General features: G+C 55.1%; 20 protein-coding genes. 3 read left to right on the top strand and 17 right to left on the bottom strand.

Translation table 11 applies throughout. The features are described 5' to 3' along the window. Window positions 1-17: 17 nt before the first annotated feature. Window positions 18-1,073 carry a type IV pilus twitching motility protein PilT gene (locus tag C4520_16050; GenBank protein RJP17639.1) on the top strand — a complete coding sequence of 352 codons (1,056 nt, stop codon included), beginning with the start codon at window positions 18-20 and terminating at the stop codon, window positions 1,071-1,073. A 45-nt stretch (window positions 1,074-1,118) separates the two neighbouring features. Here the strand turns inward: C4520_16050 and C4520_16045 are convergent, their stop codons facing one another. Then, window positions 1,119-2,279, bottom strand: coding sequence for an acyl-CoA dehydrogenase (locus tag C4520_16045; GenBank protein ID RJP17638.1), 1,161 nt, complete (start codon window positions 2,277-2,279; stop codon window positions 1,119-1,121). A gap of 202 nt (window positions 2,280-2,481) precedes the next feature. On the opposite strand from C4520_16045, the gene C4520_16040 reads away from it, so the two are divergent. Further along, window positions 2,482-3,111: a DUF429 domain-containing protein gene (locus tag C4520_16040; GenBank protein ID RJP17637.1), complete on the top strand. Its 630-nt coding sequence runs from the start codon at window positions 2,482-2,484 to the stop codon at window positions 3,109-3,111. A 20-nt stretch (window positions 3,112-3,131) separates the two neighbouring features. Here C4520_16040 and C4520_16035 read toward each other — a convergent pair whose 3' ends face one another. The 13 genes from C4520_16035 to C4520_15975 form a co-directional block, all read right to left on the bottom strand. Then, window positions 3,132-4,061 carry an SDR family oxidoreductase gene (locus C4520_16035; protein ID RJP17636.1) on the bottom strand — a complete coding sequence of 310 codons (930 nt, stop codon included), beginning with the start codon at window positions 4,059-4,061 and terminating at the stop codon, window positions 3,132-3,134. Further along, on the bottom strand, window positions 3,958-5,388 hold the full coding sequence (locus C4520_16030; protein ID RJP17635.1) for a DUF2088 domain-containing protein: 1,431 nt from the start codon (window positions 5,386-5,388) through the stop codon (window positions 3,958-3,960). The genes C4520_16035 and C4520_16030 overlap by 104 nt, the downstream gene beginning before the upstream one ends. Window positions 5,389-5,556: 168 nt before the next feature. Continuing rightward, window positions 5,557-7,146, bottom strand: a complete 1,590-nt coding sequence (locus tag C4520_16025; protein ID RJP17634.1) for an amidohydrolase — start codon at window positions 7,144-7,146, stop codon at window positions 5,557-5,559. Between the two features lie 37 nt (window positions 7,147-7,183). Next, window positions 7,184-7,528 carry a DUF4190 domain-containing protein gene (locus C4520_16020; GenBank protein ID RJP17633.1) on the bottom strand — a complete coding sequence of 115 codons (345 nt, stop codon included), beginning with the start codon at window positions 7,526-7,528 and terminating at the stop codon, window positions 7,184-7,186. A 23-nt stretch (window positions 7,529-7,551) separates the two neighbouring features. Further along, a complete protein-coding gene (locus C4520_16015) occupies window positions 7,552-8,178 on the bottom strand; it encodes a DUF2752 domain-containing protein (GenBank protein ID RJP17632.1) in 627 nt (208 codons plus the stop codon). Continuing rightward, window positions 8,073-8,642, bottom strand: coding sequence for a hypothetical protein (locus C4520_16010; protein ID RJP17631.1), 570 nt, complete (start codon window positions 8,640-8,642; stop codon window positions 8,073-8,075). The genes C4520_16015 and C4520_16010 overlap by 106 nt, the downstream gene beginning before the upstream one ends. Before the next feature lie 17 nt (window positions 8,643-8,659). Then, window positions 8,660-9,226 (bottom strand): hypothetical protein, encoded by a 567-nt coding sequence (locus C4520_16005; protein ID RJP17630.1) that lies wholly within the window; start codon window positions 9,224-9,226, stop codon window positions 8,660-8,662. Between the two features lie 190 nt (window positions 9,227-9,416). Next, window positions 9,417-12,350: a hypothetical protein gene (locus C4520_16000; protein RJP17629.1), complete on the bottom strand. Its 2,934-nt coding sequence runs from the start codon at window positions 12,348-12,350 to the stop codon at window positions 9,417-9,419. A 180-nt stretch (window positions 12,351-12,530) separates the two neighbouring features. Continuing rightward, the gene (locus C4520_15995) at window positions 12,531-13,757 is read right to left on the bottom strand and encodes an ankyrin repeat domain-containing protein (protein ID RJP17628.1); all 1,227 of its coding nucleotides are present in this window, start codon (window positions 13,755-13,757) and stop codon (window positions 12,531-12,533) included. After that, entirely contained in the window at window positions 13,717-14,808 is a 1,092-nt protein-coding gene (locus tag C4520_15990; protein RJP17627.1) for a hypothetical protein, read from the bottom strand. Before C4520_15990 ends, C4520_15995 begins: the two co-directional genes overlap by 41 nt. 213 nt (window positions 14,809-15,021) lie before the next feature. Next, window positions 15,022-17,367, bottom strand: coding sequence for a hypothetical protein (locus C4520_15985; GenBank protein ID RJP17626.1), 2,346 nt, complete (start codon window positions 17,365-17,367; stop codon window positions 15,022-15,024). A 67-nt stretch (window positions 17,368-17,434) separates the two neighbouring features. Further along, a complete protein-coding gene (locus C4520_15980; GenBank protein ID RJP17625.1) occupies window positions 17,435-18,526 on the bottom strand; it encodes an ankyrin repeat domain-containing protein in 1,092 nt (363 codons plus the stop codon). A gap of 122 nt (window positions 18,527-18,648) precedes the next feature. Continuing rightward, on the bottom strand, window positions 18,649-20,946 hold the full coding sequence (locus C4520_15975; GenBank protein RJP17624.1) for a hypothetical protein: 2,298 nt from the start codon (window positions 20,944-20,946) through the stop codon (window positions 18,649-18,651). A gap of 311 nt (window positions 20,947-21,257) precedes the next feature. Between C4520_15975 and C4520_15970 the strand changes: the two genes are divergently transcribed. Further along, window positions 21,258-21,470 carry a hypothetical protein gene (locus C4520_15970; protein ID RJP17623.1) on the top strand — a complete coding sequence of 71 codons (213 nt, stop codon included), beginning with the start codon at window positions 21,258-21,260 and terminating at the stop codon, window positions 21,468-21,470. On the opposite strand, the gene C4520_15965 is transcribed toward C4520_15970, so the two are convergent. From C4520_15965 to C4520_15955, 3 genes are all read right to left on the bottom strand, one after another. Next, window positions 21,467-21,676: a transporter gene (locus tag C4520_15965; GenBank protein ID RJP17622.1), complete on the bottom strand. Its 210-nt coding sequence runs from the start codon at window positions 21,674-21,676 to the stop codon at window positions 21,467-21,469. The two genes, C4520_15970 and C4520_15965, sit on opposite strands and share 4 nt — an antisense overlap. 224 nt (window positions 21,677-21,900) lie before the next feature. Continuing rightward, window positions 21,901-23,517, bottom strand: coding sequence for a formate dehydrogenase subunit alpha (locus tag C4520_15960; GenBank protein ID RJP17621.1), 1,617 nt, complete (start codon window positions 23,515-23,517; stop codon window positions 21,901-21,903). 12 nt (window positions 23,518-23,529) lie between these two features. Then, on the bottom strand, window positions 23,530-26,127 hold the full coding sequence (locus C4520_15955; protein RJP17620.1) for a pyridine nucleotide-disulfide oxidoreductase: 2,598 nt from the start codon (window positions 26,125-26,127) through the stop codon (window positions 23,530-23,532). Between the last annotated feature and the right edge of the window lie 164 nt (window positions 26,128-26,291).

Genomic DNA, 26,291 nt, shown 5'->3' with positions numbered 1-26,291 from the left:
ACGATCGAGGTCGACTAGTGGCTGAAATAGATAGATTTCTCGAATTTCTGGTTGAGAAAGACGGATCGGATTTGATGCTGATGTCGGGCTCGCGGGCTGTTGTCCGGGTGCACGGAGAGCTGATGCCGATCACTTTCGGCAACAATTGCGATGTCATGACGGACGACATTTTGCGCCCGCTGGTCTACGAGATTCTGACGAACAGGCAGATCAGAAGTCTCGAGGATGAGGGCGAGCTCGACTTGGCGTACGAACTGCCGGGCGTTTCCCGTTTCAGAAGCAACGTCTACATGCAGTCCCACGGGATAGCCATCGCGTTCCGCGCCATTCCCTCCAAAATTCGGACACTGGAAGAATTGGGATTCCCCGAAGGCGTGAAGAAACTGGCGTCGATGCAGCGGGGCTTTATTCTGGTGTGCGGGCCTTCAGGCAGCGGCAAGACAACGACGTTGGCCTCAATGGTTGACTACGTCAACAAGACGCGCCACTGCCACATTATCACGATTGAAGAGCCAATCGAATACCTGCATAAGAATATCAACAGCATCATCACGCAGCGCCAGGTGGGTCCGCATACCGACAGTTTCTCATCGGCCCTGCGCGTGGCGGTTCGCCAGGATCCCGACGTGATCATGGTGGGCGAGATGCGCGACCTGGAGACGATCTCGACAGCGCTCACCACCGCTGAAACCGGCGCGCTGGTGTTCGGAACCCTTCACACCGATAATGCCGCCAAGACCATCAACCGGATTGTGAACGTGTTCCCCTTCGAACAGAGGAGCCAGGTACGGACGCTGCTATCGGAAACGCTGACCGGCGTTGTGGCCCAGCAACTGCTGACGCGCGCCGACGGCTCCGGAATGGTCGCCGCCGCCGAAATCCTGATTGGCATTCCTGCTATTTCCAACGCCATTCGCGAAGGAAAAATCGAGCAGATGATCTCGATCATGGAGACGGGGCGCAGGTACGGGATGCAGATTCTGGACGAGCACTTGCTTGAACTGGTCCAGAGCTGCACGATCACGCCTGAAGCCGCGCGCAAGAAAGCCCGCAACAAAAGGCTCTTTCAATAGGAATGGCGATGTGTGAACGGAAAACGGAATACTCCGTATAACGCATCAAAATTCGCGCATCAGGTGTTTGGCGATAACGATGCGCTGAATCTGAGAAGTTCCCTCGCCGATCTCCAGCAGCTTTGCATCCCGCAGGTAACGTTCAACATGAAATTCCGACGTGTAGCCGTATCCGCCGAGTATCTGGATCGCATTCAGCGAGGCTCGAGTGGCCGTTTCCGATGCGAAAAGCTTCGCCTCAGCGGCTTCTCGCGTGACGGTGGCGCCGGCGTCTTTCATTGCAGCGGCTCGCCGCACCAACAGGCGTGCCGCATCGATTTGCACCGCCATGTCGGCGAGCATCCACTGAATCTGCTGGAATTGGGCGATCGGCTTGCCGAATTGTTCGCGCTGCTTGGCGTACTGAACGCTGTCTTCGAGCGCGCCGCGGGCGATGCCGACAGAAATCGCTCCGATACCGATACGACCGCTGGTGAGCACCTTTAAGGTGTCGGTAAATCCCTCTCCTTCTTTTCCCAGGAGGCAATCGCGCGGCACGCGCACGTCCTCGAGAACCAGCTCGGCGGTATCGCTGGCGTGCATTCCGAGCTTGTTAAGGATTTTCCGGGCGGAGAATCCGGGAGTTGCAGTTCCGTTTCGGCCGGTTTCGAGGATGAAGGCGGAGATCGGCCGCTTTCTGTCTCCCTCGCCGGTGACCGCCATGATGACGATGATATCGGCGACAGCGCCTTGCGTGATGAACATCTTCGAGCCGTTCAGGACCCATTCGTCACCGTCCATTTTGGCATGGGTGCGCATGCCGGCGGCGTCGCTGCCCGATCCCGGCTCGGTCAAACCCCAGGCGCCAAGCTTCTGGCCGCTTGCGAGCGGGGCAACGTATTTTTGTTTCTGCTCTTCATTGGCGGCGACCATGAGGTGGCCGAGGCACAGCGAGTTTTGCGCGGCCATGTTCAGCGCGACCGATGCGTCCCATCGCGCGATCTCCTCCATGATGATGCTGTAGGCGAGCGCGCTCATGCCCGCTCCGCCGTATTCCTCCGGCACCATGATCCCGAGGAAACCGAGAGGGGCGAGCTTTTTCATGATGTCCAGCGGATACTCTCGCGTCGCATCCCGCTCGATGGCGCCCGGAGCAAGTTCTTTCAGCGCGAAATCGCGGGCCGTTTGCTCCAGGATGCTGAGTTCTTCGGATAGTTCGAAGTCCACTGTTCTCTCCTTTATCCTCTCCTTGATGCGTTGGGGTGGTTTTATCGCCGGATTCGGATCAATCGTAGGGTACAGGAGGACAAGCATTTGGATTGAGCCCGATGTCCAGGATGAATTCTAGCAAAGACCGGCGAGACTGTCAATGAGTATCGGCTTTTGCTTCGGCGGCTTTTCGTTCGAATATTTGGTAAAGTAAGGTGCAATGAGTACAACAGCGATTCTCGGAATCGATTTAGCCGCTTCTCCTCGCAGGCCGACCGGCATATGCCTTCTCACCGGCGGAAAAGCTGTCGCGCGGGTGCTTTATTCGGATGACGACATCCTCGCTGCGGCAGTTCCGGGAATCCGTCTGATCGTGGTCGATGCGCCATTGAGTCTGCCGGAAGGCCGTTGCTGTTTGAAATCCGAATGCGCATGCGCCGCCAGCGGCAAGCATTTCAGGAGATGCGATCTTGAAGTAAGAAACCTTGGCATCAGGATTCTGCCGTTGACGATCGGGCCGATGCGCAGATTGACTGAACGGGGAATGATGCTGAAACAGGAATTTAGTCGCAGCGGTTTTGAGGTGATAGAGACGTTCCCGCATGCCGCGCAAACGATCTGGAGAATTAAACGGACACAGGTGCAGAAGGGCATACGGTCATTTTTAAAGGGGGCGGGAATAGCATTGGAAGGAGTGGAATCGTTGTCGCTTGACGAACTGGATGCGGTGACGTGTGCGCTGGTCGGCGTCTACTATCTTGGCGAAAGATTTCTTGAAACCGGGACGCCGGATGAAGGTCGAATTATTTTGCCCGTACCTGGAACCTTGAAACTGGGAAGCGGCGAATGAAGTCAGGCCGCTCGAACGGATCATATAACCTCGGCTCCTCCCGCGATGTTCAAGGCGATTCCGGTGATGTTATCCGCCTTGCACAAAAATACGACGCCCTGGCCGATGTCTTCGGGGGTCTGCGGGCGGCCCAGAACTGTTTGGCGCTTGACGAATTCTTCAAATGCATGCTCGAGGTCGACCCCCAGAACGGTTGCCGCGGCAGGGGAGAGGCAGTCGGTCCACATCGAGGTCTTAAGATAGCCCGGACAAACCGCATTTACCGTCACATTGAAAGGGCCCAGTTCTTCGGCCAGCGATTGGGTGAGGGAAATGACGCCCGCCTTTGATGCTCCGTATGCGGCGACGCCCCCATGTCCCCGCTTGCCCGCGATCGAGGAGATATTGATGATGCGTCCGAGCCGCTGGTCGATCATGTGTGAGGCGACGGCCTTGCAGCAGAGGAACGTTCCTTTCAGGTTCACGTTCAGAACCGCGTCCCATTGCGACTCATCCATGGCCAGAACGGGAGCGGCGATTATGATGCCGGCATTATTGACGAGGATATGCAATCCGCCGAGCCCGTCGAGTGTTTGCGCCAGCATGTCTTGCACCTGGGAGTAATCGGTGATATCGGCTCGTATGGCGAGCGAGCGAACACCCCCCGCGGCGACTTCGCGGGCGGCCGCCTCGAGTTGAGTTTCGCCTGAGAGCTGATAATCGGGGGCATTCTTCGGTTTGGCGCCGATATCTGCGACGGCGACATGAACTCCTTCGGCGGCAAGCGACAGTGCGATCGCTTTACCCAGTCCTCTCGCGCCGCCGGTTACCAGGGCGCACTTGCCTTTCAGTTCCATCTCATTCCTTTCATTCCACCAAAAAAAGGATTGGTACGTATGAAAAATAGTTCGGCAGGACGAGGATTCGGGAGTCGGCCCCTGTGATTCCGCCCGCCCGTTCGAGCGCATCATCCACGGTCGGAGCGTATTCAGCGCCGACGCGTGCCGGCGCGTCAGGGTTTTCAGCCGTCGCTATAATAACTTTAGCGGCGTGGTCGAGCGCATACTGGTTTTCGTTGAACAGCCATATGGGATGAACGGGGGAATACGCGCTGCGATTATGATAGCGGTCGAGCAGTTCCTCATTTCTTATGAGACTATCGAGATGGTTTTTCTCGAGAGCTTCGGCAGACCCCGACTTTTCGAACAGGTCGAGCGCATGAATGTAGGATGGATGTTTCACGGGATCAATGCAGCCATCGCACTTGCTGACCAGAATGATCACGCCGCCCTTCCTGAGAACCGGCTTATTGCGCCAGCTTCGCATGATCGTCGTTGCGCCGACAATATTGACGATAGGGTTTCGGGTGTCGCCGTACAAGAGGTATTTCGCCATACCCGCGATAATAACGTCGGCCTGAGGTGAGCCGTGCAGATGCTGGCGGTCGGCGCATTCCCACTGCGGCTGCTGAATCGCCTTGTAATGGCCCGCAAAGAAACCCGCCCAGTTGCCCGTCGGATCGGGCACCCCATTCAAATAGAATATTTTCTTGCCGATGTACTCCTCGATTTTATCCATGACGGCGTCTTTGTGACGGCGATATCCGTGCATGCGGGGATCGCTGTGGACGGAGTCCGGCGCGCCGATAACGGAGAACTTGTGGTGTGAGTAGATACTGCGCGCGCTCCCCAGCCCAATGACGACCCCCTCTCCGCTGTAGCCGCCCCAGATGAGCGGAAAAACAGAGCCCACGTATACCGTGAGGTCCGATTCGATGAGAATCTTGTTGTGCTCGACAAGATCGCCCATGCGAGACGTTCCCATATTGATGAGGCCCGCCGGATCGTGCGCGTCGTGATTCAGAAAACGGTCGGGCCAGAATTCCTCAACGATCTCATCGGGGAGAACCGGATATTGGCCGCGATAGAAGCCTGTGAAGTCCTCCTTCGGCGGTTTGTCATGCGTCCCGTTTGCGCTTATCAAGGTTATGTTTTTTCTCTTTACGCCAGCATGCTCGAGTTCATCGAGGAGAACGGGGACGGCAAGGTGTTTTGGGCCGTACTTGAGCGGGTCGTCGAAAGCGATGGCGACTTTGCTTGAGCTGCCGACCAGATCGCGCAGCGGCGGCATTCCGAGCGGATTGGCGAGGGCGTCGCGAATGGCGGCGACGGGATCCTCGAGGGCGGGATAATCCGGTTTCGGTTCGGCCTGAATTACGACTGAGGAAGCAGGCACCGATATCTCGATCGGCTCGTCCCATCTGTCCACAAAAAGCTTCTTGCGGTTCATGCGAAACATCTCCTCCTTTAACAAAGCAGAGAGAACCCAGGCGGGATTTGATTATATTCATTGGATGTTCGAAGTGTCAAAGGTTCATCAGGACAAAATGGGCGACCCCAAAAGCTGGCGCAATCGATTCGCTCTTTGGCGGGGAGAAACGGGCAGGCGTCGCCGCAGTTTGCCCTCCTACCGTGAAAATATCACTTTTCCGCCGACCATGGTCATTTCGACCGATATCTCACGCAGGCGGGGTGCGGGGATCGCCAACGGGTTCTGGGACAGGACGACCAGGTCGGCGAGTTTTCCGGCTTCTATTGTTCCCTTGGTGTTCTCTTCGAACGCGGCGTAAGCTGCATTTGAGGTGTACATGCGGATAGCGTCGTCGACGCCGACGGCTTCCTCGGGGGTCACGCCCAGGCGATTGGCCGCGGAATAGATGCCGAGGATTGGGTCTGGCACCTCGATCGGCGCATCCGAGCCGGCGCAGACGGTTAGCCCGTGCTCGAGGAGCGAATGAAACGGATAGACGTTGCGTAATCTCTTGCCAACCCGTTTGCCGAGCCATTCGCGTTCGGAATAAATGAACGGCGGCTGCACCGAGAGGATGACGCCCAGCCTTCGAGCGCGTTGGATGAGGTCAGGCGTGATGACGGATGCGTGTTCGATCCGGTGCCGATGGTTTTCGCGCGGGTGTTCGGCGAGGGCGCGCTCGAGAATCCGGATGACGATGTCGCTCATGCGATCTCCAATACAATGAATCGCGAGCTGGATGCCGCTGCGGTGCGCCTCGAAAATCATTTTCTCAAGTTCTTGTTCCGACCATACCATGATTCCGCTCATGGCCGGCGCGTCGCTGTACGGCTCGTACATTACGGCCGAATGTCCGCCCAGCGAGCCGTCGCAGATGATCTTCCACGCGCCCACCTTGCAGGTCGAGTCGGGGCTTTCATCGTGAAGCTCGCTCGCCCTGGCCTGCTCGATATCGGAAGCCTCGGTCGTCATGATCATGAGGTACAGGCGCTGCGGGATTTTATTGCGAAGCGCCTTGAGGGCGCTTATTTCCAGATACCCCAAATTGCCTGACGGCCCATTCCCGCTGGTTTGCAGGATGCCATGTATGCCGGTGACTCCATAGGCGGCAAGCTGTTGGAACGTCTGCTCGGCCGCCTGCATGAAAGAGTCCCAATCGGGCGGCGGGACATTGTCGGTAAGAAGGGAAACTGCCGTCTCGCGCACGACTCCGGTGAGTCTGCCATTCGCATCTCGTTCGATTTCCCCCCCATGCGGGTTCGGGGTGTCGGCGGTGATGCCGGCGAACGCAAGGGCTCGCGAGTTGGCGACGGCAAGATGTCCGCAGTAACGGAGAATAATGAGCGGATGGTCCGGGATTTCACGGTCCAGTTCCCCGAGCGTCGGGAGGCGTTGTTCGGCAAGGCCCTCCTCATTGAAGCGGAGCCCGAGAATCCACTGGTCGGGCGTAGCGCCGGAAGTCTTATCCGCCAGGCGCTTAAACAGCTCGGCCATCGAGCGAACGCCATTAAGGTCGAGGTTCATTTGGAAGAACGCCAGCAGGATGGGGTGCATGTGGCAATCGATGAATCCCGGGAGCACCGTCATCCCGGCGAGGTCCATTTTCTCGCATTCGGGGCCGCATTGAGCGGCCAGTTGATCGTATGCGCCCACGGCTTTGATTCGAGAGCCGTCAATCAGGACAGCGCCGGCATGCGGCTGTGCCGGGTTCAAGGTCATGACATTCGCATTGTGTAACAAGAGCATTTTGCGTTCCCTTGGGCGGATTGATTCAGCGCCCTGTCTAGTATCTACCTTCCCGAAAGCCGACGATGATGATGAACAGTGCAATTGCCAGATACAGTAGTATACCAAAAATGAGAAGCGCAGAATTTATTCCGCCCAGAATAGCTCCGGCCAGAGCAAACGGTTTTCCTTCGGGAGGAGCCGCTCCCCGCTTTATTCTTGTAAGTTCCGTCAATCCGATGATGAATGCGGGTATTCCGGCGCAGGGGCCGCAAACGGCAAAGGAAAGTATACCAAGGACCAATGATGCGATTGCGTATCCGCCGGGCGAGGACGCCGAATGCGGGGGATACACAGGGTACGGCTCTTGAGGGGCGTTGTGTCTGTCGGACGTCGAATTCATAGGATCTTATTGACAGACCCGGTTCATCGGATCAGGAAGACCGACAGCTTGAATACCCATGCCAGCAGGAAGAGGATTCCTGAAAGCCAGCTCAGCGGTTTCAACGGAAGCTGCTTGACTTTGAGCCAAGGGTTGCTTCCATTGAATGCGGCAAAAAGAAAGACCGGCAAGAAGAGGATGCACATGAGAAACCCCAAGGCCCCAAGCGGCTGGGCCAAGAAAGCATCCCGAAATTCTGCCCGAGCCATGTGAGCGAACGCGGTGGTCATTCCGCAGGAAGGGCAGGGAAGGCCGGTTTGGGAATAAAAATTGCACGGGTGCAGCAGGAGTTGTTCGTGAGTCCCAAGACCGCGCGGATCGGGCTTCAGCCGATATGAGAGCAGCAGGGCGGCTGCAAGCGCCGCCGCAGTGAAGATGTTCAGAAGGCGCACCATGAGTGCGCGATTATTTTGAATGGGCGGGGACGCATCATCTGCAAGAAGCTTCTTATCTTCAGATGATGGCAGTATGCAGGGCGAGGGGAATCTCACGCTAAACCCTTTCTTCAGGCGGAGACGATATCCTGATCCGGCGGGAATCCGGCCAGACCGAACATGTCGCGATATGCAGCTGCTGAAGCCGCGATAGCGATGGGAGTCGTGATCAGCCATCCCAGCACCAGAACGTAACCGGCTGTGTGGACAAGAATCAGCACAAGTGCGAACAGCGTGAACTGCATTCGGCGATCGGCGATCAACGGAAATGTGAAGAGGAAGATCACCTGGGCTAACAGCAGAATAATGATTCCGATAAGCGCGCTGGCCAGGGAGAGGCCAACGAAAACGAGGAGAAAGAAGAAGAATCCGGCCAGAAAGGACTCGCTAAACAAGTCAAAGCCTTTGAAGAATCGCCGGATATCCGATTTCCCGCCTTTCATGCGGTCCAGCGCCATGAGGCACATCCCGCACGTCAGCGGGCCGTACAGGATCAGTCCTCCGAGACACGTGCCGATAATTACGTTGTAGATCAGACTCGCCAGAAGGAACATTCCGACGTCCGATTTGAATATCTGCCATCCTTCCTTGAGCCAGCCGCCGATTTTGACTTCGGGTTTGCCTCCCGGCACAGTCGTCATTGGGCCACCTCGCTTCCTTATCCTTGACTTCTCTCTTCCTCAAACTGGAGCTTTATTGATCTCAGATTAAGACAGACAAGCAGGACGACCGGATAGATGAGCTGGAAGAAAACCGCAACAATTCCGGCAATCACCAGAAAGATCATTTGTTGTTCCGGGGTGAACTGGTCGCTCACCATGCGACTTTGGGTCGGGAAAAGGAAAAACAGGTTGATTGCGAAGGCGATAAGGATCCAGATGATCAAGGCCACAGCGGTGCTGATCGACAGGCTTCTTCCCCAGGGCCTCAGCCGCAGCAGCCCTATACCGCCGATGATTAACAAGATTCCCAGTCCGATAATAACGATTCCATTGATAATGTTATAAGCTTGCAGCGGGCCTGCGGACTCAAAACCGGTTAGCTCTTGTTCTTCGGCAAATTTCTGGAAGACGGGTCCGAGAAATGAAGTGAAAATGGAGCCTAATCCGCAACAAGAGTAGAAGAGCGCCGAATAGACGATGTTTATGATTCCGAGGGCGACAACCCCGCCGGAGGGCTTTCGCGGGGGCAGAGGCGGGGGCATCTCATTCTGGAAGTCTGTCACAGTATCTCCTTTTCGTTTTCTTTTAACAGATAACGGTGACGAGCAGACAAATCTTACTATAGCGCAACTGGAGTGTCAAGGAAAGCATGCATGGGCGCGGGGGAGACTGCAAGGGGGATCTTCACTTGGGCGGTATGTCCGGGGAGCGTTTTCAGTATTCGCGAGTCTCTACGAGCATGGGGAGTGGCTCCTAGTGCTTCACGAGTTTGATGTTGTACATTCTGTAGAGTTCTTCATTCACATCCCGCTTCTGCGGTAGAAGTTTTTCCCGGAAGACGAGGTGGAATTGACGCAACTCACTATCCGAACAATCCGGCATTATCGGCATGATCGTGAAATTATGGAGGCCTTCCGAAAGTCTGAGGGTTGTCTGTACTTCCCATACGCCTGGTTCGGGGATCGGGCCGTCGTCGCCCATATTGTATATTTTTGTTGCAAACTCATTATCGATATATAAAGCATAGGCTTTTGGCGGATTAGTTATCACGAGGTCGTAAGCTCCATCCTGGTCAACTCTCATTTCCCAGATGAGCGAGTTAGAAGTGCGCCGCTGAATGGTGGCTGTGAGTCCATCTGCGCTTGCTATCTCGTAGGGCGTTATTGGCTCAACAGGCTGCTGCCGGTTCCCATCCCTGTGGGGAAGGAGCAAGGGTCCATAGAACAGGCCGACGCAACCGAGGAAGACCCAAGCGGCAATCGATTTTCTTTCCCGCACGAACAGGAAAAAGATTACAGCGACGGCTGAGAGACTGATGAGCAGCCCGATAATCACGGGCCGCGGGCGGTAGAGAAATCGAACCGTATGTTCGCCCTCAGGAACGGGTAATCCGCGGAAGAGGTAGTTTGTTCGGTACATCTTTACCGGCTTGCCATCGAGGTATGCCTTCCATCCGGGGAACATGAAATCGCTCACGAACAGGAAACCCGGGCGCGGAGCGCGAGTGCGGATTTCGACCCGATCGTTTCCATATGAGAGGATCTCTGTTTGCTCCTTGATCTGTTGGAGTCTCTCGGTTTCCTCGGGCGCAAGGTAAGGTTGCTCGGCCAAGGTCTTCTTTATTGAATCGGGCAGGTCATCTTCAATGAAATGAGTGTTCAACGGATCAAAATCAGGGGCAAGCATCCTCTGCAGCATTTCCTTACGTTCCAGTTTCTCGACGTTATATACGATGAATGCCCGCGGGAGAAAGTATTCAACATCAATCCGGGTGTTCAAGAGGCTTCTCACTCGCCTGCTGTCGATCGTCTTGACGAAGAAATAGTTGGGGTCCGACAATCCCCACTGATAGCCGAACTTGCTGCAATGGCTGACTCCCGGCACAATGCTGTTGAAGAAGAGGAAGGGATAATTGATATTGAGATAGGACAAGCCCAGTCTTTCCTGCTCTTCCGGCGGAAGCACAACAAGCCTCTCATTTATGGAATTGGTCACGAGGGATTTCGTGTCGACGATCCCGGGGTCCTCTGCGAGGTAATAGCTTATGTGCGTCTCATCCGACGGGTCGTTTTTCCGATACGTGACGTAAACCAGGTCGACGATAATGACAGCGATGATTATGACCGAAACGAAATTTTTCCGCCGTTGGTCATCTAACCTAATGAATAACAGTAAGATCAGAATCGAGAGGAGGACCAGGAAAGGAGCGTCATACGGATTTGGATTGTCGAGTATTATCGATTTCACGCCAGGAACGAAATATCCCGTTACAGAAACGATCAGAAGACAAATAAAAGATATGGCCGATATCTTCAAGATCGATTTGCGGGAAACGGAAGAGGTGGTTATCGCGTCCATTCCGTATCCGGCCAATATCGAGAGGCAGAAGACATGCAGAATCAAGAATCTTCCCGGACACCTCAATTGGTTGAACGGAGGCACGTAATCGTAGAGGAATCTTTGAAGCGGAGTGCTGATAAAAGACCTCATCGCGTACACGGAAGTCAGGACGATGACAAACAGCAGGAATTTTTTGAAGCGGTATCTTTTGTCGGGGAGTGCCATGCCGAGAACGACCAAAAGAATGGGAATGATTCCGACATAATGGTCCTTTTCGGTGGACGCCACTTCAGGGAAAATATACCCGTACAGGAACTGAGAGGGCGTACAGCGGTAAATCATTGTGTCCAGGAAAGAATAGCCCCCGCGAACCCAATTGTCGGCGTATTCCAGATTCGGCAGGAATTGAACCGCGATGAGAGAGACTCCCAGCGCTGCCGCAGCAAGAAATCCGGCTGTTCCTCGCGCGTAGATTTTTGGCTCAAAATCCCGCAGATTATCGAATGGCGAAAGAATCGCGAATAGGCCTATGAACAGCATTGCAGGCAGGAAATTGACCGCGTAATTCGCGAAGTACATCAAGCCGAACAACAACGCAAAAAAGGCGATATTCCTTTTCTCCGACTTCGATAATAACCGGTAGGTGACCAGGAAAATGAGCGGCAGCCAGATGAAGGTATGCACCGAGCCGGGCTCCAGCCGGACGGAGTCGTCGAACCTCAGATTAAATCCCCACACGATCGACCCGACGAGAGCGCCCCATCTGTTGATTTCGAGGTTTCTCATGACGAAATAAAAAAGAATTGCCGCGGCCGCCTTCGCCATGAAGAGATACAAGATGAAATTCGTGAAAGGAAGGCCGTTCTGATGATCATTGAACAACGAGAGGATTATGGTCGGAGGGTACAGCATTCCGGAAACGGGAAAGCCCAGGTACGGCATTCCGAAGCCTCTGGAGGGATACCAGAGACAGCTTTCCTGATTCCGCACGATATCAGTAGTGAGCGAAAGATAATTATAGGTATGAAGGAAATCGTTTCGGTAAGGGAAAATCTTCGGGAAAACCGAAATCGAGAAGAAAACATTGAAATTGATGAGGAAAGGGAGTAAGAGCAGGAGGAGGATGACGAGCAGGTCGTACTTATGTCGCGATACGCTTTCCCTTTTCAGTATACCCATAGATTGGAGACATTCCTTCAAGAGGTTATTATAATTCCGCGGAGCGTTTATTTTCAAGGTGAAAACGCGAAAGCGCGCCGGAGTTGCGATGTTGTCCGAGATAATTTTTAAGAGGCAGAACAGGATAATTCCTCGCGTGCGGGACCTCCCGCGTCGCTCGGGGTCCAACGGGGATTAATAAGAAAGAGGAAAGAAAGGATTCTTCAACAGGAGGGAACAGAGGAAACACAGCACAGCGCGGCAAAGCTGCAACCAAAGGGTCTTGCAATATGGCCTTTTGATTCTCAAAAACCCATCTTTTACGAGGCCGATTGGAGTGACTAATTTGAGGCCGTTAATTGCTCGACGTTATTCCTTTGCTCCTATCTGCTGGAGCGACCGCACGAGGTCAATATAGCCTCCATGGGCGGCCCAGGCCATCGCCGTATGCCCGTTTTTATCGCGGATATTCAAATCGGCACCCCGCGAAATGAGCAGGTCGACCATTTCGGTGTTGCCCACACTACATGCTGACATGAGCGGAGTGGCGCCCTCAAAAGTCCGCACGTTGATATTTGCGCCATTGTCCAGAAGCTTTGTGACCAGGTTCATCCGCCCCCAATATGTGGCCACCATGAGCGGGCCTAAACCTTCTGGATGCAGCGGATCAACGTTGGCTCCCTTGTCAATAAGCAGTTCAGCGATTTCCTCATGCCCTTTTTGGGCCGCGTTCATGAGGGGCGTCCATCCGTCCGGAGTCGTTACATCCAAATTCGCGCCATTATCGATCAGTAATTTAGCAATCTGGAGGTTGTTTTGTCCGACGCAAACATGTAACAGCCCCCCGAGATAGTCCTTGTCATTCGCAACTTTTGGACTCTCCTCGATAAGCGCTTGCACCGTTTCGTAATGCCCATTTTTGATGGCCAACCCGCCGGCGGTCCAACCGGGGGCGCATTTTTCAAACGGGTCGGCGCCCTCCCGGAGTAATCTCCGGACTTCTTCGACTTTGCCCGCTTCAGCGGCTTGATGAAGAGGCGTGGTCGTTCTGTAAGCAGTAACGGTTTTCGTGTACGCGCGATTCTGCTGCGGTGCAGATGAAATGAAATTGAGGTAGGCCGAGTACAGCGGACTGTGCTGCGCAAATCGGCTGGACGCAATGAGGATGGCGCCGATCTCTATTCCGGCAAGAGCAAGCGCTGTAACGGGAAGACCCTTCCGCGCATGCTTTAACCATGCGGTCACAACCGCCAGTAAACCGAGGATGAGACTTGAACCCAGGAGCACCTGGAGCACCAGTTTGAAAGGAAAAGAAACTGTGATACGTGCAATAGCCCAGAACCACGGCGAGGAGCGATAGTCGGTGACGATGAAGAAACCTATCAGCAGAAGGGTCAAACAGAGAACCCCGGCAACCCCGAGGATCAGCGAAAGAAACGTGAAAACAGTTGCCAGGGCCGATCTTTTTTTCATCTTTATTGTCTCGTCCGTTGGCTTCCCCCTGTCACGGTGACTGCAAGACATCCACCGAGGCGGCCAAAACATTAACCGGCGCTCACTCCCTTGCTCCCGCACTTTGAAGCGCCCGCACAACATCTATGTGACCCTTATGGGCCGCCCATCCCATTGCGGTGTGGCCGTTCTTGTCGCGGATGTTCATGTCGGCGCCCCGCGAAATGAGCAGTTCCGCGATTTGGGTATTCCCGACGTTGCAGGCCGCCATTAAGGGGGTCCAGCCCTCCGCGCTTCTCACATTAATGTCGGCGCCGTAGTCCAGAAATTTTTCGACCATTTGTGCATTCTCATCGAGGACCGCCATTGTGAGCACATTCCAACCCATTCGATTTTTGAAATTGACATCGGCGCCGCTTTCGAGGAGGAGATCGGCCATTTGCCAATTCTGCATATCGACGGCATGCATGAGGGGAGGCATGCCCATTACATCCGTCTTACCCGTCTCGGCGCCGTTATCCAGGAGCATGCCCGCAATATCAAGTTGGTTTTCGGTGGCTGCAACGAGTAGAAGCTCTCCCAGGTATCCTTTATCGTTTGCAACCGCATCTTCTTCAAGAAATGCCTCGACCGTTTCTATGTGTCCGTTCTTTACGGCCAATCCCCCTGCAGTAAGAAAGCCCGATTTTACATAGGGATCGGCTCCATCTCTCAGCAGCGCCTTCACTTCCTCTGTTCTGCCCGCTTCGGCCGCTTTCATGAGTGGGGTGGTCGCAGTCGTGACATTTGATACGCCGCGCAGCATGGCCTGCAACTGCTGCAGATCTGCGCCGGACGCAGTAAGAGAGGTGGCGCTAGAGGCTTTTCCTGCGAAGGTTATACCAAAGGAAATGAGAATAAGAGCCACCGCAATGAATGGAGTTGTTTTGGTTGCTTTTTTGAAAAAAGCGACGATAATGGCCGTCACGCCAAAGGAGAGAGCCAGTGCGTGCATGTAGAGCGAAATGCGACCGACGGTCGAAAGTACCAGCGTCAGAGGACCAATCAATTCCGATGGCAAACGACCGCCGAGAAGGATGGGTCCGGAAATCAGGAGAACGGTTATCGGTAGGGCGAGTATGACGACGATAAGCCCTATGATCGAGAGAGCGAGAACGAGTTTTGATTTTATGGGTCTTGATGCTTTTTCTTCCATTTTTTTCTCCTTGATCTGCGGGAAAAGCGCAATTCATCACTCCGATTCATCGCGCCCTGTGGGCCAATGAGTTGCGCCTCCGGACATCGACGGACTGCAAAAATCTAAGGGTTGGTTTTCGATCAAGAAAGTCAAAAGAGAGAGTCACGCGAAGCTTTGGGAGGCTTTTTCTCTCCCGCGAATACCGGACTGTGAGTCATCTCAACTCAGTCATTAGTTTCTCTTATTCTTCGGGCCGACCGAGAACGATGAGAAATGCTGTATGTCGATGGTGATCTCGTTATGCTCGGAATCGACCGTTCCGCCGAGCGGCGTCCAGACTGGATGCGCCGGATCGCTTTCATCGTAGCAGTAAATCTCGAGCATGCCTTCATCAAGGCCGGCGACCTCATCGTCGGTGTACCTGATGGTGAGAGTCATCGGTTCAATGAACTTGGGCTTTTCAAGTCCCTGCGCATCGAGCATTCGCATCGCGAACAAAGGAGTTTCGCCCGGCATCACCTCGGTCTCTTCTTCGATGGTGAATGGAGTGCTGATCTTGACCTTGAAGTTTTCCTCGAGGGCGCCCGGCGGAACGATGAGGTTCGTGCCGCTGTTGTCGATGAGGACGCCGCCAAGGTCCATATCCATATCGGCCTCGATATCGAAGGTGACCACACGCAGCTCATATGTCGGATGATTGTAGTATGCATACACCAGACGATTCCCTTCGGGTGACAGCCGCAGGAAAGCCTGGTTTCCCGCTAAATGAATCTGGCTGAACTTGCTCGGTTGATTTGGCCTCGCATCGGCATAAACGAGATCAAAATCACAAGGCGTTATGTCTTTCGGTGTCGCGAATTTCCAAGCCCTGTTTACGTCCTCTTGATAAAAGACGAGCGATTCGTCATAGGAGAAACTGGCTGGGAGTTGGGTGTTTGGGGAAGGGGCTACCCGTTTAATTCGTGGATCGTCCAGCGAAATTGGAGGCGGGGCAACGCCGTCGAGAATATCTTCAATGTCATAAAGGATATAAACATTACCGCTATCGAGCATCATATTCTCGCCGGCTGCGAACAGGATTTTGTTTCCCGACGGCGCCCAGATGCCTCCTGCGATGTAACACTTATATGGATGGAAAGAGGTGAGAAAGAACCCGGGGGAGCCGGCGACGGCCTGTCCGTCGGGTTCGATGGGGATGTATGCGAGATTGCCCGCATTGGCGCAGAGGAGCGCGTCGCCCCACGGCAGGTTCATGATGATAGGCGCCATGGTCCTGCCGGTGCTGAAATCGAAAGAGACACGCGATTCCGGCAGCGGGCTTTCAAATTCGCGAATCGGTCCCTCGTTTGGATCGATTGGAGCGATCTTCAGATGAAGAGGGGCTGCCCACCACCATTCATAACCATCTTTCCCGAATTCCATGTGGTCGGCCGTCATGAACAGGACGTGCCGGTTGTCGGGCGCCCATGCAATCGGAAAGTAAGGAAGAACCGTCTCGTAATCCTGCGAAATATCCCATGGATGGTCCAGGTCGTCGAGTCGGGCGACTCTGACTCTTGCCTGCCAAGAATAGATGCTGGTTTCAATAAAGGCGATCATCGAGCCGTCGTGAGACCACATAGGCCAACTCGCGGCGCTATAAGGGGTGACGGAGACAATCTTTTCCTTTCCGATGGCAATCGAGCGGTTGCTGGGAGAGAAGAGGCTTTCATAATATTCGGCGACTGCGGTTGTATCTGTCTTGGCCAGGGTGGGCGGGGATGGCCGCGCATATGATACAAAGCGAATTCCGCCATCGAAGCGGCTGCCGGTAAGAGCAAGCGCCGGGTGAAGGAGGGATTTCTCAATGCTCTTGACATGTTTTCCAGCGTATTTGGTCACTATCTTTTGAAATCGGTCCTGAATCCTGTCCATCGTTGTCACATTGAGTCCGGCGAATGGGTTCTGTGCCACCGTGGATACCACCTGAACTTCTTTGGCGAAGACGAGCGCTTGCTTATGCGGCTCAAGCCTGTGTTCTTCTCCACTTGTCGAGAAGGCTGCCTCTCCACTTATGCAGGTGACCGCCGGCGGGTCAGCCTCCATAGTCAGGATCGAATTTGATTCAACGGCAGCGCGAGCCGGGCCAAAAGTGACAGAGAATGGATTTTCCAATTTGCCTGTTGCAAGAGCGAGTTTGCCACTGTTGAGGGATAAGGCATCAGAATGGTGTACAGTTATCTCTGCGGGGCCCTCGGTCATCAAGCGAATGCCCCTGAATGAAAGGATTGATCGATGAGAGCCAGGCATCCTGAGTCGCATGCCATCGTGGATTTTTTCTCCCGGTTTCAGTTGTTTCCATTCACCGGAACACATTTGCTGGATTCCATCGGAACAGCGGATAACGAAAGCGCCAAGGCTGGGAATTGAATGATGTCCCTGAACGAGTTCTTCTTTGGTGCTGCTCGATACCTCAGGGGAAGAAGCGGGGTTTGATGACGGACGTGCAAGCAGAAAGGTATAAACAAGCAGCAGGAAAATCATTAATCCTATTACAGTGAAGAGCTTGGTGAGGGATTTGAGGGGTGCACTTTTCATGCCCGACTCTCCTTTAATGGCGCCATTTTTCGCGCTAACAGAAGGTGATGTTCTTCAAAAAACAGGATTATTGTGCCGCTCCTTCGCTTTGAAGCAGTCTGACGATGTCTATATTCCCGGAATAACCAGCCCAGGCCAAGGCCGTGCGACCTTCGTTATCCCTCATATTCATATCAGCTCCCCTCGAGAGGAGCAGTTTAACGGCCTCAATCTGTCCGCCCTCACACGCCGCCATGAGGGCAGTAGCGCCACGGATGAAACCCCGGGCGTTTATGTCGGCGCCTCGGTTCAGCAACTTGGCAATCGTATCGGTATTCCCTACATAAGCGGCCATCATCAATACCGTCCAACCGGTAAAATTGGCTGCGTTGACGTCTGCCCCTTTCTCAAGGAGTAATCCGACGATTTCCTCATTGTCATGATCGACCGCATGCATCAAGGCAGTCCCTCCGAAAGAAGATTTTTTTTCCAGGTCGGCATCATATTTCAGCAGCAATCGAGAGATGTCGGTATGGTCATAGTCGGTTGCCATATTCAGCAAATCGCCAAGACAGGATTTGTCGTTTGCGATTGCGTCTTCAAGCAGAAAAACTTTTACTGTTTCCATGTGACCGTCACGGACTGCAAAGCTACACGCGGTCCAGCCGTTAGAAGCATTTTCGAGCGGGTTTGCCCCTTCCTGCAATAAGCGGGCGACTTCCTCCGTTTTGCCTGCCTTGGCCGCTTTCATCAACGGCGTCCGTGCGGCTCGTGTTATTGATGCGTCATCGTCCATCATAAACATTTGACCCATGCCCGCATTGGCTGTCTTTACAGGAAATATCTTCAAGTATCTTCCTGTAAGAGACAGCGCAATTGAAATGAAGGCAAGTACGACGACGGCAAAAGGCAAAGCCTTGCGAGTCTTCTTGATACATGCGAGAAAGACGGCCGCCAGCCCGAGTCCGAGCGTCAATGACGCTGCGGCGTAGGAAGAATATTTAATTGTCGAAAGTATTCCTGCGAGAGGAGCGAGGACTTCAGAAGGAAGGACGCTTGCGGCAACGAAAGCAGCAAGAGCGGCTCCAGCAAGCAGGAAGGCAAGTACTCCAAGAAGAAGACCGATTATCGAGAGGACCAGAACGAGTATTGATGTTTTAGGGGTTTCATTTCCATCCATTTTTTCCTCCCGCAAGCTGAAGACAGAAAACAAGTCCGACGACGTTGATCTTGTCTTCAGGAACCCGCCTGTCGGAACCTACAATGCGGAGCTTCGTGTATGAACTCGGGCCCCAAATGGAGTCACTCCCTGACAGCGTGTAAGTTATTTTTCAAGCCGACTGAGAACGATGAGAAATGTTGAATGTCGATGGTGATCTCGTTATGCTCGGGATCGACCGTTCCGCCGAGGGGCACCCATGCGGGATGCGCCGGATCGCTTTCATCGTAGTAGTAAATCTCAAGCATGCCTTCATCCAGACCGGCAACCTCGTCGTCGGTGTACCTGATGGTGAGAGTCATCGGCTCGATGAACTTGGGTTTTTCCAGTCCCTGCGCATCGAGCATCCTCATCGCGAACAGAGGAGTTTCGCCCGGCATCACCTCGGCCTCTTCTTCGATGGTGAACGGAGTGCTGATCTTGACCTTGAAGTTTTCTTCGAGGGCGCCCGGCGGAACGATGAGGGTCGTGCCGCTGTTGTCGATGAGGACGCCGCCGAGATCCGTATCCATATCGGCCTCGATATCGAAGGAGACCACACGAAGCTCATAGTCGGGGTGGTTGGCGTACGAGTAGGCGACGCGGTTGCCCTCGGGCGACAGCCGCAGGAACATCTGATTACCGGGCAGATGGATTTGGGTGAATTTGCTCGGCTGATCGGGCCGGGCGTCGGCGTAGAAAAGATCGAAATCACAATTGAGTAAAAGGGCAGGATACCAGGCGGTCCAGGCGCCATTCACGTCTTCCTGGAAGAACACGAGCGATTCGTCATACGAGAAGCTGCCGGGAATTTGAAAATTCTTTGAGGACGCGACTCTTTTGATGCGCGGGTCATCGAGCGTGCGCGGGGGCAGGGCGAGACCGTCAAGGATATCCTCGACATCATTCAAGATAAACACGTCGCCGTTATCGAACCGTAAATCCTCAGCGGCCGCAAACAGGATCTTGCTTCCCGACGGCGACCAGATGCCGCCGGCGATAAAATCTTTTCGCGGGTTGAAGTTCGTGAGGAACAATCCGGGCGCGCCCGCGACGGCCTGGCCGTCGGGTTCAATCGGGATGTACGCCAGGTTGCCCCAGTTGGCGCAGAGCAGCGCGTCGCCCCACGGCAAATTTATTATAACGGGTGAAATGGTTTTTCCAATCGGCAGCGGAAGGGAAATGGGAAGGTCGCTGAACGGGCTTTCGAACTCGCGGAGCGGCCCTTCAGCCGGATCGATGGGCGCGATCATGATGTGGTATGGACCTTCCCACAGGATGCTCGCGTTCGGGTCGGGATTCACGCTGTCCGGGACCATGAAGAGCACGTGGCGGTTATCAGGCGCCCACGCGATGGGGAAGAACGAAAGCACATCGTCGTGGTCCTGCGAGATATCCCACGGATGATCGAGGTCGTCGAGCCGGGCTACCCGCACCCGCGCCTGCCAGGCGTAGACGCTGGCCTCGATGAACGCGACCATCGAGCCGTCGTGCGACCACATCGGCCAACTCGAGCCGAAGTGGGGAGTGAGCGGGATGGCCTTTTGTTTTCCAATGGAAATCGAGCGGTTGCCTGGCGCAAAGATGTTGTCGTAGTAATCGGCAACGGCGGCCGCATCGCGCTGAGCCAGCAGAAATGGCCGCGGCCGCAGGTATGAAGCGAACTGCAATCCATCGGCGAAGAAACCGCCGGTGCAGATATTGGGGCGCTGAGCGCGCGCAGACTGGAATTTCTCTTGCGCCCGCGCGTATTTCGCCAGCACCTCTTCAAACCGGTTTCGAATCCGGTCGAGCGTTGACACTTTCAACCGTTTAAAGGGGTCATCTAGTTGAGAAGACGTGAGCGACGGTTGCTGGCCGGAGAGATCGGCCTGCGAGCCCGGCTCGAGCATATACTGTGCTCCGTTCGCCGTGAGGATGGCTTTGCCGGTTACACAAGCGAGGGTTGGCGGTTCGGCTGCAAGTCTCATGACGGAATCAGACATCTTTACGCATCCTGCGCCGCAGAATATTTCGGGCGTCTCCGCTACCGATCCCGCAGCGACAGCGATAGTGCCGCTCTGAATCGAAAAACTGCGGATGTTCCTGATAGAAATCTCAGCCGGCCCGTCCGTCAAGAGCCGGATGCCGCTGAACGACAGGAGAGACCGGCGCCCCACCGGCATCCGAATGCGCATGCCCGGCGCTATATTATCTCCCGGATGCAGCGGCTCCCAATCGGCGGCGGATTTCCGGAGGATACCGTCAGAGCAGCGAATGACGACGCCGTTGATCTGATGCGAGAAGGTTCGCTTGAAATAGAAGTGCGTGAAGATGAGGGTGGAAATAACCAGCAGGGCCAGCACTGCGCCGAGTCCAAGCAGCAGGTTCCTGAAAATCTTTCCGGCGCTCGGAGTTTTCATGAAGATTCCCCTCCTTCGGAAGCCGAAAAAGAACTGCGGGCGCTGAATATAGAATGTTTTCTTACTGGTGAGAGATTGCCTGTCTCCTTTTCTGAATCGTTTCCTTAGTCGATAATAATATCACTACAGATAACCGATGTCAAATGTTTTACCGAGATCGGAGGGGGTCCGGAATTGGGAGCCCGGTTTTCCAAAACAGCTTTTCGATTTCGAAAAACTGTCGGTGGATTCTGAAATTCATTCAACCGCAAAGGCGCAAAGGCGCAGAGGCCGCAAAGATGGAATAAAAGGAGTATTTAAGAGGTCTTGTTGTGCATTGTCTTTCTCTGCGCTCTTCGCGTCTTCGCGGTGAAAAAAGCTCTTATAAAAACAATCTCAAATTAGTCACTCTGATCGGCCTTATAACACATGGGTTTTTGAGAATCAAAAAGGCCATGTTGCAGTTATCCTGGACAGCAGTGAAAAAGTTCAAGAAGAAAGAACATCGTATCCCCCCGGGGTATAAACCGTGGGCATCGTATTAATCGACCGCCACCATGACACTGGAGGCTTTAATCATCGCATATGCTTCTTTTCCCACCTCCAGGCCGAGTTTTTTTGCGGAATTGATTGTGATGATTGATACCACTTTCTGGCCGTCGCCCAGTTCGATTTCAATCTCCGCGTTTACGGCTCCCATTGTAACTCTGGATACCTTTCCCTTCAACAGATTTCTGGCGCTGACTTTCATAAGTCACCTCCGTTTTCCGAATCCTAACTATCGTTTAAATATGACATTTATTTTCTTCCCTGCAATGCTTCCTTCGGAGAAAGAACCATTGCCTGTTTCCGGAATTTGAGACATTCGCAATAGAAAAAAGCGGTGAGGAAATCAACGTAATCTGTGGACACTGTCTGAAGCGGGAATAGCTGCGGGGACATGATCGGAATCGTGTCCCCGCAGGTCTTAATCTCTTACAGCTTCTCGACGCGGACGGCGCAGACCTTGTATTCCGGGATCTTGGCGACCGGGTCGAGCGCTGGATTAGTGAGCGCGTTTGTCGGGCTTTCGGAGAAGTGGAACGTCATCGAGACCTCGCCGGGCGCGGAGTCGGCGGTGACTTTCGCGCGCGCGGTCACCTCGCCTCGCCGCGACTTCACCCTGACCATTTCGCCGTCGGCGATGCCGAGGCTTTGAGCGTCGCGCGCGTTGATCTCGACGAGTTCTTCTTTCCGCATGACGTTGAGGCCGCTGACGCGGCGCGTCATCGTGCCGGTATGGTAATGGAACAGGCTGCGCTCGGTGGTGAGGACGAGCGGGTACTCCGCGTCGGGGAGTTCCGCGGGCGGCCGGTACTGGAGCGGAGTGAATTTGCCCTTGCCGCGACTGAACTGGCCGGTATGGAGGAAGATGGTGCCGGGATGCTCCTTTGTCGGGCACGGCCATTGGAGACCGTTCCGGTCGATGCGGTCGTAGGTGATGCCGGCATATTGCGGCGTCAGGCTTGCGAGTTCTTTGAAGATTTCCTCGGCGGAATCGTACGAGAAGTCCTTGCGTCCCATACGGGTGGCGATCTCGGCGATGATCTGCCAGTCGGGCTTGGCGTTTCCGACAGGCCGGATCGCCTGCCGTACTCTTTGGACGCGTCGCTCCGTATTTGTGAACGTGCCGTCCTTTTCCGCAAACGTTACGGCCGGCAGGACCACGTCGGCAAGCTGCGCCGTCTCGGTCAGGAAGATATCCTGCACGACGAGAAAATCGAGAGCTTTGAGCGCCTCGCGGACGTGGTTGAGGTCGGGATCGGAGAGCATCGGGTTCTCGCCCATGATGTACATCGCCCGAATCTTTTCGTGCGCGGCCGCATTCATCATCTCAACTACGGTCAATCCCGGCTTTGGGCTGAGCTTGCTTCGCCACGCTTTTGAGAATTTGTCGCGGAATGCCTCGTCTGCGACCTGCTGGTATCCGGGGAACACGTTGGGCAGCGCGCCCATATCGCAAGCTCCCTGCACGTTGTTCTGCCCGCGCAGCGGATTGACGCCGGACGATTCCTTGCCGATGTTGCCGGTGAGCATCGAGATATTGGCGACGGCCAGCACGTTATCGGTTCCGTGCGTGTGCTGGGTGATGCCCATGGCATAGAGGATCGATGCCGGTCCGTTGGTCGCATACATGCGGGCGGCCTCGGCGATTTTGTCTTTCGGCACGCCGGTAATTTTCTCGACATCGTCGAGGTCATACGCCAGCGCTGATTGTTTGAATGCCTCGAAGTCCTCGCATCTGTTTTCCACGAAGCTGGAATCGAACAGGCTCTCTTCGATTATCACGCGCATCATGCCCATCAAGAGAGGCACATCGGTGCCGGGCCGCTGGCGCAGCCAGATATGGGCGAAGCGGACGAGGTCTATCTTTCTCGGGTTGGCGACGATCAGTTTGGCGCCGTTCCTCACGGCCTTCTTCACGCGCAATCCGATGACAGGATGGCTGGCGGTGGTATTGGAGCCGATCGAGAAGATGCAGGCCGCGCGTTCGATTTCGCCGATGGAATTGGTCATGGCGCCGCTGCCGAATGCCGTGGCCAGACCGGCCACAGTGGGGGAGTGTCAGAGGCGGGCACAATGGTCGACGTTGTTTGTGCCCATCACCCCCCTCGCAAATTTTTGGAAGAGATAGTTGTCTTCGTTGGTACATCGGGCCGACGAGAGGGCTGCAAATCTATCGCCGGTGTATTGCGAGAATTTTTCGGCGATGAGATCGAGCGCTTCATCCCACGATGCCTCGACGAAACTCCCCTTCTTCTTGATGAGTGGTTTTCTCAGCCGGTCGGGATGGTGGATGAAGTCGTGTCCGAACCGGCCCTTCACGCAGAGATTGCCCGCGTTGACGGCGTTTCCGGCGTCTCCTCTTGCGCTGACGACGGTTCCTCCGCGAACGCCGAGATAGATGCCGCAGCCGACTCCGCAATAGGGGCAAACGGTTTTGACTTCGTACGCCGGATTCAGGTATTTCTTCGGCTCGAGCGCGCCCACGGGGCAGCTCGCCACGCAGAGGCCGCACGAAACGCATGTGGTTTCGAGCAGCGGACCGGTTCCGCCGGTCGACGTGATGCGGTAGTTGAGGCTCAGCGCGCCGATACCTTGGACCTCCTGGCAAATGCGGACGCAGCGCCCGCAGGCGATGCATTTGTTGGGGTCTCGTTCGATGAAGGGGTGATCCAGATCGCGCGGCAGGAGCGGGGCATCCTGCGGCGATTTCAGGGAAGCGACGCCATACTCCGTGGAGAGATCACGGAGGTCGCAATGATTTTGCGCTTTACAGCCACACTCGAGACAGCGGGCGGCCTCGCGCATTGCGGCGTCTTCGCTGTACCCAAGCTCGACCTGCCGGAAATCGATAATCCGTTCCTTTGGAGAAATCGCCGGCATTTTCTGGCGGCGCTGTTTCTCTTTGGCGGCAAGTTCCTTCCCGAAATCGTGCTCTTTAACTTCGAACAATTCGCCCCGGCTGATTTCGAAGGGCATCTCATTGAGAGCCAGCGGTTTGCCATTCAAGTAGCGAAGGATAGCCATTGCGGCCCTTCGGCCTGCGGCGATGGCCTGGACCGCTGTAGCGGCGCCACTGACGCAATCGCCTCCGGCGAATACTCCCTTCATATCGGTGACGAGCGTATCCTGATTCGCGACGATATTTCCCCACTTGGTTGCGATCTCGCTCGTGCCGTCGATGGGGGCCAACTCCGGCTTCTGGCCGATTGCGGCGATGACGGAGTCGACCGGGAGGAGGAATTCGGAGCCTTTCAGGGGCTGGGGGCTGCGGCGCCCGCTTTTATCCGGCTCGCCGAGCTCCATCTTTGTGCATTCAATCGCCTTAACTCTCCCGTTGTCGCCGACGATCCTGGTGGGCGCGGCCAGGAAATGCAGTTTTACTCCTTCTTCCTCGGCCTCTTCGACCTCCCAATCGGTTGCGGGCATTTCGTGTCGCGAGCGCCGGTAGATGATGGTAACTTCTTCGGCTCCGAGCCGGAGCGATGTGCGGGCGGCATCGATCGCGGTATTTCCGCCGCCGATGACGGCGACTCGTTTGCCGATGTTGACGGTTTCGCCCAGCACGACCGAGCGGAGGAAGTTGGTGCCGGGATAAACTCCTTCGAGGTTCTCGCCGTCGACGCGCATGGTTGAACTCTTATGAGCGCCGATGGCGAGGAAGACGGCATCATAGCCGTCCTTGAACAGGCTGTCTATCGTGAAATCCTTGCCGAGCGCCTGACTGGTCCTTATTTCAGCTCCCATATCCACGATGGCCTGGATTTCGCCATCGAGGGTATCCTGCGGCAGGCGGTAATCCGGAATCCCGTAACGCAGCATGCCGCCCGCCTTCGGAAGCGCCTCGAACAGGGACACACCGTACCCTTCGCGGCACAGGTAATAGGCAGCGGACAAGCCTGCGGGGCCGGCGCCGACAATGGCCACTTTCTTTCCGGCAGCGGGTTTGATTTTGGGGACGAATTTATTCGGTCCGGCCAGTTCCTGGTCGGCTGCAAATCTCTTCAGGGCGCAAATGGGGATTGGGTCGTCCACCAGTGCTCTGCGGCAGGCGGATTCACAGGGATGCGGGCAGACGCGCCCGATGATTCCCGGCAGGGGAAGCCGCTCTTTAATGACTTCGACCGCCTCCGCATACGCTCCTCTCGCGATCAGGGCCAGGTATCCTTGAATATCTATGCCCGCCGGGCACGCTTTCTGGCAGGGGGCGACGCAATCGCCGTAATGGCCGGCGAGCAGCGTCTCGAGGCTGCGCTTGCGGGCGGAGATCACGTTTTCGCTTCGGGTTTCGATGACCATGCCGTCAGCGATGCGGGTGTTGCACGAAGTCAGGAGGCCGTGCCCTTCGAGTTCGACAACGCACAGTTGACAGGACGCGATCGGGCTCAATTGTTCGTCATGGCAAAGAGTAGGAATGCGAATATTGTTTTCCTTACAGACCTGCAGGATCGTCCGGTCGCTCTGCGCATAGACCGGGCGACCATCGATTGTTGCTTTCACACGTATCTTTTCCTGTTGTTGCGCGGGCGGTACCGACATAGAGTCTCCCTCTCTTCGATTTACGGCAGACAATCTGGTTATCCCCGGATTGAAAGGTTGAATTATTATGTCGGGGTGTTCAATCCGGTTTGAGCCGCCGGGAGCCCCCAGGGGGCTCATGCTGCATCTCCGCAATCGAATTTATTATATCTGATAAGGGGAAAATGGTGCAAGAAAAAAAGGAGGCGGGCAGCGATTCCGCAACCCGACATTCGGAAGTGAGTGAAAGGGCACAAAGACAGGGTTTTTATGGTGAAAGAGGAATAGAGCAATGTCGCAGAGGG

It is taken from the genome of Candidatus Abyssobacteria bacterium SURF_5 (genome assembly GCA_003598085.1).
Classification (GTDB): Bacteria; Abyssobacteria; SURF-5; order SURF-5; family SURF-5; genus SURF-5.
This window is presented reverse-complemented; position numbering and strand designations above follow the sequence as displayed.